This is a genomic window from Halostagnicola bangensis (genome assembly GCF_054653435.1).
This window is the reverse complement of the sequence record NZ_BAAIGG010000004.1, coordinates 54,690-68,409: the sequence shown is the minus strand read 5'-3', so window position 1 is coordinate 68,409 and position 13,720 is coordinate 54,690. Positions and strand designations below refer to the sequence as shown.

The following is a 13,720-nucleotide window of genomic DNA, read 5'->3' as shown; positions in this document are numbered from 1 at the left end:
ATTCACCGCTGGCGAAAATTACTGGCAAGGAGATCGGAGATCCACTCCAACGCGCCCGACGTTTGTTCGCTGACTCCATACCGCTACCAATTCCTCTGTAACCCACCATACGAAAACGTTCAGTATATTCATATATTATAAAAGTACTATGTATTTCGATGAAATCGTTCACTCGCATGTCCGACATTCCAGACAGCAGTGATAAAACGGATGATCGATCGATCGTTTCGGCAAACCGGCGGACGTTCATGGGCGCGGTCGGGGCGATCACGGGCGCGAGTGCAGTCGGAGGATCTGCGCTGGCGAAAGACGACGTGAGCGAAGCGGAGGGTAGCAGTGAGGGGAGTCGACGGGGGGATGCACACAACGCGATCCTTGTTATCCCCGACGGGGCAGCCCAGCCGCACATCAGCGGTGCTCGATACCTGAAGGCCTGGCAAGAAGATCCGGAGGATTTCCCACGAAACATTACTCCCGACGGTACGACTCTCAATGTCGACCGCGCCGAGCAGATTGGAGGGATGAGCACACAGCCCGACGACCCTGAACAACTGATAACCGACTCCGCGGCGGCGGGGACGGCGATGGCGACGGGGACGAAGACCTACTCCGGTGCAATCAGTGGAATCGGGACGGAAGAACACTTCACACCGGTGCGTACGATCTTAGAAGCGGCTCACGACGCAGGGATGGCAACCGGCTTGGTGACGACCACTGAGATCACCCATGCGACGCCTGCAACGTTCGCCACCCACGTCCCCGATCGGGGGATGGGCGAAGAGATCGCTCGGCAGTACGTCGAGAACGCGACTGTTGACGTATTACTGGGTGGCGGAAAGCACCACTTCGATCCGGAAGAGCGAGGGGACGGCGAGGACCTGATCGCCCGCGCTCAAGAGCAAGGCTACCAGTACGTCGAAACGGACGACGAACTCGACAGCGTCGACTCGAGAAAAGTCCTCGGGTTGTTCGGCAGCGAAACCGACCGCTCGAGTCACATGAGCTACTACGTCGACCGTGAGTACGTCGGAGACACGGACGAGCCGGGTCTCGTCGATATGACCGAAGTGGCGATCGAGACGCTTTCGACGTGTGACAACGGATTCTTCTTGATGATCGAATCCGGTCGGGTTGATCACCAGGGTCACGCCCACGACAACGCGATCACTCACGAACAACTCGAGTGCGACGAGGTGTTCGGGACCGTTCTGGACTACGTCGAGGATCCTTCGACGCCGGAGACGTTTGCAATGCAGGTCGCCGACCACGAGACCGGCGGGATGTCACTCGGTGCGGACGCGTACGACATGGATTGGGAGGCGATCGACGATATTCGCGCGAGTCTCGAGTATCTCGACGACGCGATGGACGACTATCAGGGTACTGACGAAGTCGCCGAACTCATCGAGAAACGCACCGGCCTTGAGCTCAGTTACGGCGAGCTGATGGACGCCACTGGCGGTCAGCTCACCGACGTGCTCAATGCTCGCACGCAAATGGGATGGTCTTCCGACTCGCATACGGCGGAGGAAGTTCCGGCTTACGCCCACGGACCGAACGCCGAATTCTTCGGTCGATACTTCGACAACACGGAGGTTTCAGTCGGGATCGCAGACGTACTCGGCCTCGAGTTCGAGCCCGGTCAAGAGATCGATTACGAGTACCAAGAATAGCTGGAACAGGCTTCTTATCCCTGTCTCGTCTTTTTTGAACCGATAGCAATACCGCTCCCCCATCTATTCTTACACGGAGTACGTTTAATCCGTCTAACCTAGCGCCAATTCCTGACGGCAACTCATCGCGTGTCGGTGCGATTACTCACGGGTGGCCATATTTGTCCCGCCCAGACTCTTCTTGTTCTGGCTGCTGTTGGCGGATTTCGTACACCCGTTCACGCGGAACTCGAACGATTTCACTGCCGCGGGCGGACTCGCTCTCGAACCGCCAGATTCCAGACGTCGATTCGTATTCTACCTCCTCGACCGTCGTCGTCTCGGCTCCCTCGGGCGTCTCGTATGTGATCGTTTTGGCGCTCATCACTGGAGTCGTTCCTCGGCGGTACATTAGCGGTTTATAATAGTACTACTGCGATCACCAGAGAGATATAGAGAAGTGACCGCCCGTGGCGAACCTATACCCAAGCGATGAATGGTTCCTGATACTGTCGGCTGTCCCTCTGTGAATATTCTCGCACCCCGGGGCGACGACAATCGTGAACGACGTACAGCCGACAGTATGAGTTTTCCTCGAGAAGCCATTGGCTTCGCGCTAGATCACTGTTCGAACGGCCGTGGTTAGTCGGTGTGCTCGAGTTTCGGTTAGGTCCGTTTACGTTCGGTGTCCCGGCCGCACGCTCAGGTTGCTTGTCCACTGGTGACTCCATTTTATCGTTGTTCAGTATGCACTTTGTAGGTGCCGTGAGAATTTGGTAGTATTGTACTTATTATAAACTTCAGTAGAGGGAGAGAACACAGATATGGATTTAATTTTTGTATAATTATTGTGTATCACTACTTAATACGCTCTATAGTGGGATAGGTCTTTTATATTCTGTATTCTTAGTAAGAATAGAAAATTCTAGCCGAATCGTTCTCCATCCAGAAGTTGAGACGGCAGATTTCACAATATAAAGCCTTCAAATCGTATCTATGGTGCTTTGACAATGTTTATAGTATTGCTCAATAATGAATTTTAACCTGCCAATATCTCCCACTTCTCGAGACTAGCGCCTGTCCGACGAACCGATCAGTTAGATCCCGTCTTCCCACGGCGTGGGAACTCTCGACGCGTGAAATATCCGTGCGGGACGACGTATCGACCATGGAAGCAACCCCTCCCCGACCGGACGACGAAATCAGGCGGGCGGTTGTCGACGGCGTTCGAACCGTCCGAATCCCCGGCGGCGATCCGATTAGCGAGCAACTCCTCGAGGAAGTTATCGTCGAGGACGGAATCGTCACGTTCGTGGTGAACTTCGGCCGACTCGACCAACCCATGGCGAATCGGCTTACCGATCAGTTACGGGGTGTTGCCCTCGCGACACCGGATGTCGAACACGCTCGAGTCGAGGCGGTCGAGGCGGAGGCACCCGAGACCGGGTTGCCGGTCACGGGAGTTGAGTCGTTGATCGCCGTCGGGAGCGCGAAAGGTGGCGTTGGGAAGACGACGGTTACCGTCTCGCTCGCTCGAGCGCTCGATGCGGCGGGGCTAGACGTCGCCATGTTCGACGCCAACGTCCACGCACCCGATGCGCCGGATCTGCTGGATGCGGAAGGACCCGTCCAGTCGACGCCTTCTGGAAGTCCGATGCCCGTACTGGCCGACGGGATCGAAGTTATGAGCGTCGAACTGATCGCCGAAGACGGACCGGTCGCCTGGCGCGGAGCCATGGTCCACGATGTCGTAACCGATCTGCTCGGCAACGCCGTCTGGGAGGATCGGGACGTGTTGCTCGTCGACCTCCCGCCGGGGATCGGCGAGGCCGTGACGACCCTCGTCCAGCAGGCTCCGCTCGACGGCGGCTTGCTCGTCAGTACGCCGACCGACGCGGGCGCTCGGTCGACGGAACGAACCGGTGCCCTATTCGAGGCCTACGGCGTTCAGACGATCGGCGTCGTCCCGAACATGGTTGCGACCGAGGCCGCGGATCTCGGATCTCCGTTCGAAGGCAACGGACGCCCACTCGCGGACGTGATCGAATCCGTCGAATTCGTAAACGGCTCGCTCGACCCAATTCCGTTCGACCCGATGCTCCACGATCCGTTGATGATGGACTTTGCCGACCCCTCGAGTCCCGGGGAGGACGGGATTGCATCACTTGCATCGGCTGTCGAGGAATTCTTATTGGGATCGTCCGGTCCCGAAGTCCCCGAACGAGCGATCGACCTTCGCGGACTTCCGCCGACGAGCGTCCACCGGCAGGCGATCGCCGAATTCGGCGTCGCCGACAACTCGCCGGTCTCGATCGTGATGCGCGGAGATCCGGAAGAACTCGCCAAGGTGGTCGAACAGCGCCTCGAGTACGACGGGCGCTCGCTCGCGCGAACGACGATCGACGACCTCGGCCGCGACGGGTGGCTACTCGAACTTGAGGCCGAAGCCGACGCATCGACTCCGTCGACGTCGGAGCCGGCGGCGTAGTCGTCCGAGGCGAGCGGTACTTGCGACAACGCTTCGGTGGATTTCTCCCTCGTATAAAGCACCGTTATTCGGAGGGTTTTGGCCGAGCAACCCCCAGAACATGGGAAGTGGCGATTTTAGTTAATCAATAGGCCGCGGAGTTTTGCCTGTGATGGCATACGGACAATCCACGACCGACCGGCACCGCCCGAAACGGCGGACGAGGGAATCGCCATCCGACTCCCCGCGCTCTGGATATGGGGTGGGACGATGAGCGAGTCGGACGATGGCCGAACGAGCGGATCGGATGCGGACGGCTTCGATCTGACTCGTCGGGAACTCGGTGCGGCCGCCGCGGGCGTCGCCGGCGCGTCCGGGCTGGGACTTCTCGGCCTTCGTCGACTCACGAGCGACACCGACGAAGAGGACGACGGCCCCATGAATCCGTTCGAAGAGTACCCTAACCAGGGGTGGGAAGATCACTACCGCGACGTGTGGGAACCCGACGACTCCTACATGCTCACGTGTACTCCCAACGACACCCACAACTGTTATCTCGAAGCCTCGATCAAGAACGGCGAGATCACTCGCCTCGGCCCCTCGATGAACTACGGCGAGGCGACCGATCTCGAGGGGAACGAGGCGACCCAGCGTTGGGATCCGCGAGTTTGTAACAAGGGACTGGCGATGATTGAGCGCTTCTACAGCGAACGCCGCGTGAAAGACCCGATGGTCCGAGAGGGATTCATGGAGTGGGTCGAAGACGGCTTCCCGCGGGACGACGACGGTTCGATGCCCGAGGAGTACGCCAATCGCGGTGAGGACGATTTCATCCGGGTCGACCACGAGGGGGCCTACGACCTCGCCGCGCGGACGTTCCTCGAACTCGCCGAGTTCTACAGCGGCGAGTCCGGAATGAACGCCCTGCTCGAGCAAGAGTACGACGAACGCGTCGTCGAACAGACCCAGGGCGCGGGCGTTCGTTCGATGAAGTTCCGGGGCGGGATGCCCCTGCTCGGGGTCATCAAGCTCTGGGGACAGTACCGCAACGCGAACTCGATGTCGCTGTTGGACAACTACGTCCGCGACGTCGACGAAGACGAGGCACTCGGCGCTGTCGGGCTCGACAACTACTCGTTCCACACCGACCTGCCGCCGGGCCACACGATGGTCACCGGCCAGCAGACGGTCGACTTCGATCTCTCGAGCGTCGAGCAGGCCGACCACGTCGTCGTCGCCGGGCTCAACTTTTTGACGACGAAGATGGCCGACTGTCATTGGTTGACCGAGGCCCGACTGAAAGGGACGAAGATCACTGGAATATTCACCGACTACAACGCGACTGCCTCGAAGTGCGACGAACTGATCACCGTCAGACCCGCCACTGACTCGGCGCTGTTCCTCGGCGCGGCACGCGTGCTCATCGAGGAGGAGCTATACGACGAGGACTTCGTCCGTCGGTACACCGACCTCCCCCTGTTGGTCCGCATGGACACCAACGAGATGCTTCGCGCGAGCGACGTCTTCGAGGGCTACGAGCCCGAGGAGTTGGAGAAGACCCGAACCGTCGAGGGTGAAGCGGGTCGGCCGGATGCCGGCTCGCTCAACCTCGACGAACAGATCATTACCGAGGACTTGCGCGGCGAGTGGGGCGACTTCGTCGTCCGCGACGAGGAAAGCGGCGAGCTTGAGGCGGTCACGCGAGACGACATCGGAGATGACTTCGACACGCAGGCGTCGCTTGAGGGCCGTTTCGAGGTCGAACTTGCCGACGGTGCGAATTCGGCGGATTCGCGAACGGCCGGCGAAGCCGGCGATGGAGAGACCGTCGAGGTCCGACCGGTGTTCGACCTGATCAGCGAGCACTTGCTCGAGACCTACGACCTCGAGTCAGCCGCCGATGTCGTCGGGACGGACCCCCAGGCCGTCGAAAACTTGGCCCACGACTTCGCGGATAACCAGGAGGAGACGCTCGTGCTGACCGGCATGGGACCGAATCACTACACCAACGCGGATCAGAAGGATCGCGCGGTCTTCCTGCTCGCATCGCTCACCCGGAACGTCGGCTATCGGACCGGCAACGTCGGAAGCTACTCTGGCAACTACCGCTCGGCGTACTTCAACGGACTACCGAACTACGCCGATGAGGACCCGTTCGACATCGAACTCGATCCAGACGAGCCAGCGAGTGTCGACCAGCGCTACGACGAACAGTCGGCACACTTCTACACGAACTTGGACGAGCCCCTCGAGGTCGACGGCGAGTACTTCCAGGGTGACTCACACATGCACACGCCGACGAAGTCGCTGTGGGTGTCCGGCTCGAACTCGATCCTCGGCAATGCAAAGGGTGCCTACAAGATTATCGAGAAGATGCTTCGCACCGGGAAGATAGAGGCCTTCTTCACCAACGAGTGGTGGTGGACGATGACCTGCGAGTACTCTGATATCGTCTTCCCGGTCGATTCGTGGGCCGAACACCACGTCAATGACATCACCGCCTCGGTTACCAACCCGTTTATTACGACGATGCCCGAGACGGGAATCGACCGGATCTACAACACCCGAAACGACGCCCAACACTACAAGGGCGTCGCCGCGGAGCTCGCGGAGATAACGGACGACGATCGGTTCATCGACTACTGGGAGTTCATCGACGAAGACGAGTACCAGGCGAAACCGTACCTCCAGCGGATCATCGACAACTCGAACACCGTCTCCGGCTACGACGTCGAGGAGCTGTTAGACGATGCCCAAGAGGGAACGCCGGCGATCATCATGACCCGGAGCTACCCCAAGCGGGTCGGCAACGAACAGATGCAAGACGACGATCCGTGGTACACGAAATCGGGTCGCCTCGAGTTCTTCCGCGAGGAGGAGGAGTTCGCCGAAGCGGGCGAGAACATTCCGCTTCACCGGGAGCCGATGGACGCGACGCCGTACGAACCGAACGTCATCGTCGACGACAGCGACAGCCCCGTGATCGACCCGGAGACGCCCGAAGACCGGGGCTGGGATAGCGAGGCGAAAGTCCAGAGCACGAACGATCGACAGGTTCGCAACGTGATTAAGTCCCCGAGCGAGCTGGTCGACAGCACGCACCCGCTGACCGACCTCGACGAGGGCTATGATTACGTCTACATGACGCCAAAGTACCGCCACGGGACCCACACCTTCGCGAACGCGCTTCCGAATATCGCGGTCTGGTGGGGCAACTACGGTGACATGGGTCGACGAACGGAGCGAGATAGCTTCGACGAGCGAAAGCCCTACATCGGTGAGGGCTACATCGAGATGAACCCCGAGGACGCCCGTTCGGAAGACCTTCAGGACGGCGACTACGTCTGGGTCGACGCCGACCCCTCCGACCGTCCGTACGAGGGCTGGGAGGAGGGAGACGAAGACGGCGAGTACGCCCGTGCGATGATGCGGATTCGGTACCAGCCGAGCCTCCCCCAGGGTGTGACCAGGAGCTGGATGAACGTCAACCAGACGTCGCACAAGACCTACGAGGCACAGGAAGAACGCGAGGACGGCATGGCCAAAGCCGAGGACACGAGCTACGTCTCGCTCTACCGGAGCGGTGGCCACCAGTCCGCGACGACGACCTGGCTCCGCCGGACGTGGTTGACGGATTCGATGCCGCGGAAGGATCTTGGCGGGATGAATCTGAACGTCGGCTTCGAGCCCGACGTCCACGCGGCAAACGGCGCGCCGAAGGAAGCCTTCGTCAAGATCGACAAGGCCGAAGACGGCGGCGTGAACGACGATGGCGAGCCCGAAGGCGCGTGGGAACCCGTCGACCGCGGGATCCGACCGACCCAGGAAGACGATACGATGGAAGACTACCTCAGCGGCGGCTTTGCGAGCGAATCCGACGACTAACATCGAGGTGAACACAAATGGCGCAAGTCTACAATTGGCAGATCGGACGCGAGATGGAATTCCCGTACGCCGAGTCCCGACCGGATCGACAGTGGGGCGCGGTGTTCGATATCAACAAGTGCATTGCGTGCCAGACGTGTACGATGTCGTGTAAGACGACCTGGACCCACGGCGAGGGCCAGGAGCACATGTTCTGGAACAACGTCGAGACGAAGCCCTACGGCGGTCACCCCATCGGCTGGGACAAGGAGATTTTGGATCAGCTCGGAACCCAGAACTGGGGTTCCGACGGCGTCTACGAGGGTGACACGATCTTCGAGGCCAACGACGTCGACTGGGACGACATGCTAATCGACGACGAGATCGCCAACCGACACGGCGAAGACATCGTCGGCTACCGTCCCGACGACGAAGACTGGGCTCATCCGAACCTCGGCGAGGACGAACCCGCCGGTGAATCGTTCGAGTCGGACACGCACATCCCCAAAGGCGAGCAGACCCACCCGATGTGGTTCTTCTACCTGCCTCGAGTGTGTAACCACTGTTCGTTCGCGGCGTGTGCCGGCGGGTGTCCGGTTCAGGCCGTCTATAAGCGAACCGAGGACGGGATCGTTCTCATCGACGAAGATAGTTGTCAGGCGGTCCAGGAGTGCGTCCGTGCCTGTCCCTACGGCAAATCCGTGTTCAATCCCGCCGAAAGCAGATCCCAGAAGTGCGTCGGTTGCTACCCGAAAATCGAACAGGGGATGGTTCCGCAGTGTTTCGAAAACTGCCTCGGCAAGATCCGACAGCACGGCTGGGTCAACCCGCCCGAGGAAGCCGATCCGGATAACCCGATCGACTTCATGGTCCACGAGGCTGAGGTCGCCCTGCCGTTGTATCCGCAGTTAGGTCTCGAGCCGAACGTCTACTACGTTCCGCCGACCAACGTTCCCACCGACTACCTCTTTCAGATGTTCGGGCCGGGCGTCGAGGAAGCCAAAGAGACCTACAGGGCGGCCCGCCGGGGCGACGAGGAACACCGCAAGCTACGCGGCCTCCTTCACCTGATGGGTTCGACCGAGTGGCGCATCGAGCAGTTCGAGGTCACCGACGACGAGGCGATCGGCTACGACGAGAGCGGCTCGACCGTCGCCCGCGTCCCGATGGAGGAACCGACCTACGAGCGCGAACGCTACGACGCGGAGAACGACGTTTACCGTCTCGACGTCACCTAATCACGATTACAATGACTCCAGATACACACGTCCACCGCGCACGATTGTACAAGCTCGCCTCGCTGGCGTTCGACCGACCGGGCGGCGACCTCGAGGATGCGCTGGTTTCCGGCGATTTCGCCGACCAGCTAGTCGAATCGGCCGAGGCGCTTGCGGACGACCAACTTTGCGATCACGCGGAGGCGGTCGTCGAGGCAGCACCGACCGATCCGGATTGCGTCGACGAGCGCTACTCCGACTGGGCGACGCTGTTCGGCTTCGAAAAGGGCGGCGAAATACAGCAGTATCAGATCGAGTACGCCCCCGGAACCCTCGTGACCAGCACCGACACGCTGGCGGATATTTCGGGATTTTACAAGGCGTTCGGACTTTCGCTCGAGCCGGACAAGCGCGAGCGGTCGGATCACCTCTGTCTCCAACTCGAGTTCCTCTCGCACCTGTCTCTGCAGACTGCGTCCCTCAAACTCGACGGCGACGAAACCGGTCTCGAGATCGTCACCGACGCTCAGGGGGCGTTTCTCGAGGACCACCTCGGTCGCTGGATTCCTCGGTTTAGCGAGACGGTGCAAGAAGACAGCGGGGTCGCGTTTTATCGAACGCTCGCCGAGCTGGTCGAGCGGCTGGTGGAACTAGACGCCGACCGATTCGGCGTCGAGCCGGACGTCTTCGCCGAAACGCCGCCGTCGCCGCTCGAGGATTTCGCCGGCAGCGAGGGTGATTTCCGCTGTGGAACCTGCGGCTCGACGCCGTCGCCGGCGACCGACGCGCAGGACGGCCAACAACAGGCGGAGACCGGGCAACAACAGGCGGAGCCACAGCCACCGAGGGGCGATCGGTCGGGTCCGTACTGAAACCAGCGGAGGGGTTTTGCCGATCTGGTGGGCGGCTTTCGGATGCAGTGGATGGCGTCTAGATGTCTCGAGTACACCTCGAAACACCTCGAAACACCTCGAAACACCTCGAAACGAGTTCGCCCGTGCGACCATTCGTGTTCGTCTCACCGTAACACACAAGTCATTATCGCAGTAATCATTAGTCAAAGTATGACCTTCTACGACCGGACCGACGAGCTCGAGTCGTTAGAAACGGCGTTCGAATCGGCAGGTCACGCTTTCTACGTCGTTTATGGGCGTCGGCGCGTCGGAAAGACGGCACTTCTCAAGGAACTGTGTAAGAACTACCCGCACATCTATCATCTCGCAGCTCAGGAGGCGGAAATCCGTCAACGCGAAAAATTCGTCGAACAAGTGGCCGAGACGTTCGATGAACGTGTCCCACGTGTCGAGGGATGGGACGATTCGTTCGAGTACCTCGGCGAGAAGCTCGCAGAAGAAGACCGGATTATCGTCATAGACGAATTTCCATACTTGATCGAAGGGAACGATTCGATTCCGTCGTACATACAGGCGTTCGTCGACGAACAGCTTACAGATACCGGGTCGATGCTCGTCCTCTGTGGATCGAGCGTGAGCACGATGGAATCCGAAGTACTCGGCCACGAAAGTCCGCTGTATGGTCGCCGGACTGGCCAAATTGACCTACAACCGTTTACCTTCGGGCAAGCTCGAGAAGTCATTTCGTACGATATCGTCGACGCAATTCGCTCGTACTCCGTCACCGGCGGGACGCCGATGTACCTGACGCTCTTCGATTACGAACAACCCCTCGCCGAGAACATCCGGTCACACGTCCTCTCACCGACAGCAGTCCTTTATAACGAACCGGAGTTTTTGCTCCGGACCGAACTCCGAAATCCCGCGCGCTATTTGAGTATCCTCGAATCGGTAGCGCTGGGCCACACGACGCCGAACGAAATCTCCGGGGCCACCGGTATCGACTCCGGACCGCTCTCGAAGTATCTTCGGACCCTCCGTCGACTCCGACTCCTCGACCGCGACGTTCCGGTCACGGCGACCGGACAGAAGTCCAAACGCTCCCGGTACCGTGTCGCCGACGAATTCCTCGCCTTCTGGTTCCGATACGTCGAACCGAACCGTTCCAGTATCGAAGAAGCCCCAGCCATTGTTTTCGATACGTCCATCGAACCGGACCTTCCCACTCACGTCGCGACGACGTTCGAGGACATCTGCGAAGAAGCCGTCTGGGAGATGATCAGACGGGGCGACGTCGAACACTACTCCGAGGTTGGACGATGGTGGTACGGCGAAGCGGAAATCGATATCGTCGGGCTCGCTCCTGCCGACGACCGAATTCTCCTGGCCGAATGCAAGTGGACCGGCGAACCGGTCGGTCGCGGACTCGTCGAGGAGCTTCGAACGAAAGCCGACAGCGTCCGATGGGGGCCGGGAGACCGATCCGAACGATTCGCCGTCTTCTCGAAAAGTGGGTTCGTAGACGGTCTCGCCGACAACCTCGAGGAGAACTGGTCGCTTTTCGACCTCGACGACCTCGATCGGCTTTTTTCGGACGAGTAGCCGTCTGAGCGATTCAGGCGCCGATTTCTCGAGACCGAAGTCGGAGTACGTCTCGACTCGAGTCCGACCAACGGACGCGGTTCTCAGGACGGCAACGGACACAGACTCGCCGTGAAGATCACCGTCTCGTCGGTTTCGTTTTGAGCGCCGTGTTCCGCGCCGCGTGCGTGCTTGACAACGCCCGGTGCCGCAATTTCCTCGCTCTCTCCGTCCCGGATAACGGTCACGGTCCCCTCGAGGACGTGAAAGACGTTCGTGCTGTCGGGGTGTTCGTGTGGCTCAAGCTGTGCGCCCGGACCGAGCGCGAACGCCTTTACGAGCACGTCGTCGGTTACGACGAGCTCTGCGGTTTCGATCGCTTCCGCCTCGGGCTCGAGATCCGTCGTCGCATCCGCGTAGCTGTCGAGTGACATGGTGTGCGTATCGTTCGAGGAGAACGATATCAGCCATTATGAGATTGTTGGTCGTTCGTCGTCGTCGGTTCGACGGCGATACCATGGGAACGCTCGAGCGGGCGGGTGCAACCCAAGCCCGCGATGACAACTATAAAGACCGTGTTCGCCCTTGCTCAATCCACTGAAACGATGGTAATCGACCAGGAGACCGAAATGACCGAGGCGGAAATCGACGGCTTTCTCGGTCACCACGAGACGGGGGTGTTATCGCTCGCTCGAACCGATGATCCCTACGCGATCCCGATTTCGTACGGGTACGACGACGAGGAGCGGGTATTCTACATGCGGTTGGTATCGACGCCAGAAAGCGAGAAACGGGCCTTCCTCGAGTCCTCGCCGTCGGCGCGGCTCGTCGTCTACGCCGAGCGGGACTCGACGTACCGGAGCATCATCGCGACGGGCGCACTCGAGAGCATTCCGCCGTCGGAGCTGTCGCCCGAACAGATCGCACAGTACGGCGACGCGAAACGACCACTGTTCGAAATCTGGGCGCAGGGAAAACAGGACCTCGATATCGACCTCTATCGCCTCGAGCCGGAGTCGCTGAACGGGAGACAGACGGAAATCGATCGAGCGGAGTAGGGCGGACAGCTGTGCTGTCGAAATCGCTCAATTCGTCCGTTGCTCGGCGGCAAAATCCGCGGCCGTTACGTCGGCACTGCAAACCGGACACCCGTGTGTCAGCGTCGCATCTCGCATCGACTCGTTGACCTCGATCGTTTGTTCACACTCCGGACAGGTAAATTCGTATCTGCTCATGGGAGAGGGTGTACTCGTCTGTATTCTCGGTCGTCTACATTTATAGCTCCGCGTCCATTACATATAGGGTTCCGGTTTACTGCCGATCGCCTGTAGTTGCCACAACGTTCTTTATTCATGACTCACCGTTAGGCGGAATCACCCGTCCTCGTACTTGAGGATCGCATCGAGCAGTTTCGTCTGTGCGGCCGCGAGATGTTCGGTGAAAGTTGTCCCGGTAATCTCGAGTTCGTCGGCGACCTCGCCGGCGTTTGCCCGTTTCGGATGTTCGAAATAGCCCATTCGGTGGGCCGTCTCGAGGACCTCCAGTTGTCGAGTAGTGAGCGTGCTTCGGTCAACGAAGACGAGATTCTGCTCGGCGCGATCCTGTTGTGACTGGAGCAGTCGCTGGACGTCGAGGTTTGAGTAGCGGTTCTGTAGATCACCGATAATCGCCTGTAATCCTTCCATGTCCGGTGCGTGGAAGGTCAAAAACAGCGACGACTCCTGCGTTCGAACGTCGATAACGGGTGAATCGTGCGTTTCGATACACTCGCACGGACACCCGCGTCCGAGGTCGCGTTCGAACCGGTACACTTCGCTCGAGCCGTACGAAAAGATCGGCGACGGTTCGACGTCAGTATCGAACTCGTCAGGATATTTGTCGGCTTCGAGCATGAATTCCTCGGCAACACGCTCGGGCGCGTCCGGGTTGGTACTCTTCGAGACTGATTGGACGTTCCCGCCCGCCACTTTCGACGCCTGTGTGACGACGCAGTCGACCGGGTCGTCGAGTTTCACCTCCGCGCGGATCCCCGAAGCCATTAGCTCCTATTCTGGGTCCGTCCCCCCTAAACCCTGTGTCCGGAAG

The 13,720-nt window shown here is 59.8% G+C and carries 11 protein-coding genes; 7 read left to right on the top strand and 4 right to left on the bottom strand.

Going from position 1 to position 13,720, the window contains the following annotated elements; translation table 11 throughout:
• The first annotated feature begins 176 nt into the window (after window positions 1-176).
• Window positions 177-1,673, top strand: a complete 1,497-nt coding sequence (locus ACYQ14_RS20200; RefSeq protein ID WP_459890855.1) for an alkaline phosphatase — start codon at window positions 177-179, stop codon at window positions 1,671-1,673.
• A 145-nt stretch (window positions 1,674-1,818) separates the two neighbouring features.
• Here the strand turns inward: ACYQ14_RS20200 and ACYQ14_RS20195 are convergent, their stop codons facing one another.
• A complete protein-coding gene (locus ACYQ14_RS20195) occupies window positions 1,819-2,037 on the bottom strand; it encodes a hypothetical protein (RefSeq protein ID WP_459890853.1) in 219 nt (72 codons plus the stop codon).
• A gap of 783 nt (window positions 2,038-2,820) precedes the next feature.
• Between ACYQ14_RS20195 and ACYQ14_RS20190 the strand changes: the two genes are divergently transcribed.
• From ACYQ14_RS20190 to ACYQ14_RS20170, 5 genes are all read left to right on the top strand, one after another.
• A complete protein-coding gene (locus tag ACYQ14_RS20190) occupies window positions 2,821-4,140 on the top strand; it encodes a P-loop NTPase (protein ID WP_459890851.1) in 1,320 nt (439 codons plus the stop codon).
• A 249-nt stretch (window positions 4,141-4,389) separates the two neighbouring features.
• Entirely contained in the window at window positions 4,390-8,004 is a 3,615-nt protein-coding gene (locus tag ACYQ14_RS20185) for a molybdopterin-dependent oxidoreductase (RefSeq protein WP_459890849.1), read from the top strand.
• A gap of 17 nt (window positions 8,005-8,021) precedes the next feature.
• Window positions 8,022-9,221: a 4Fe-4S dicluster domain-containing protein gene (locus tag ACYQ14_RS20180; protein ID WP_459890847.1), complete on the top strand. Its 1,200-nt coding sequence runs from the start codon at window positions 8,022-8,024 to the stop codon at window positions 9,219-9,221.
• A gap of 11 nt (window positions 9,222-9,232) precedes the next feature.
• Entirely contained in the window at window positions 9,233-10,072 is an 840-nt protein-coding gene (locus tag ACYQ14_RS20175) for a TorD/DmsD family molecular chaperone (RefSeq protein WP_459890845.1), read from the top strand.
• Between the two features lie 192 nt (window positions 10,073-10,264).
• Window positions 10,265-11,656, top strand: coding sequence for an ATP-binding protein (locus ACYQ14_RS20170; protein WP_459890843.1), 1,392 nt, complete (start codon window positions 10,265-10,267; stop codon window positions 11,654-11,656).
• An 83-nt stretch (window positions 11,657-11,739) separates the two neighbouring features.
• Here ACYQ14_RS20170 and ACYQ14_RS20165 read toward each other — a convergent pair whose 3' ends face one another.
• Window positions 11,740-12,069: a cupin domain-containing protein gene (locus ACYQ14_RS20165; RefSeq protein WP_459890841.1), complete on the bottom strand. Its 330-nt coding sequence runs from the start codon at window positions 12,067-12,069 to the stop codon at window positions 11,740-11,742.
• 171 nt (window positions 12,070-12,240) lie between these two features.
• Here ACYQ14_RS20165 and ACYQ14_RS20160 point away from each other — a divergent pair, with 171 nt between their 5' ends.
• Window positions 12,241-12,693, top strand: coding sequence for a pyridoxamine 5'-phosphate oxidase family protein (locus ACYQ14_RS20160; RefSeq protein ID WP_283837037.1), 453 nt, complete (start codon window positions 12,241-12,243; stop codon window positions 12,691-12,693).
• 27 nt (window positions 12,694-12,720) lie between these two features.
• On the opposite strand, the gene ACYQ14_RS20155 is transcribed toward ACYQ14_RS20160, so the two are convergent.
• Window positions 12,721-12,870: a DUF7560 family zinc ribbon protein gene (locus ACYQ14_RS20155; protein WP_283837040.1), complete on the bottom strand. Its 150-nt coding sequence runs from the start codon at window positions 12,868-12,870 to the stop codon at window positions 12,721-12,723.
• Between the two features lie 138 nt (window positions 12,871-13,008).
• Complete coding sequence (locus ACYQ14_RS20150) at window positions 13,009-13,674, bottom strand: helix-turn-helix domain-containing protein (protein ID WP_459890838.1); 666 nt, start codon at window positions 13,672-13,674, stop codon at window positions 13,009-13,011.
• Window positions 13,675-13,720 lie beyond the last annotated feature (46 nt).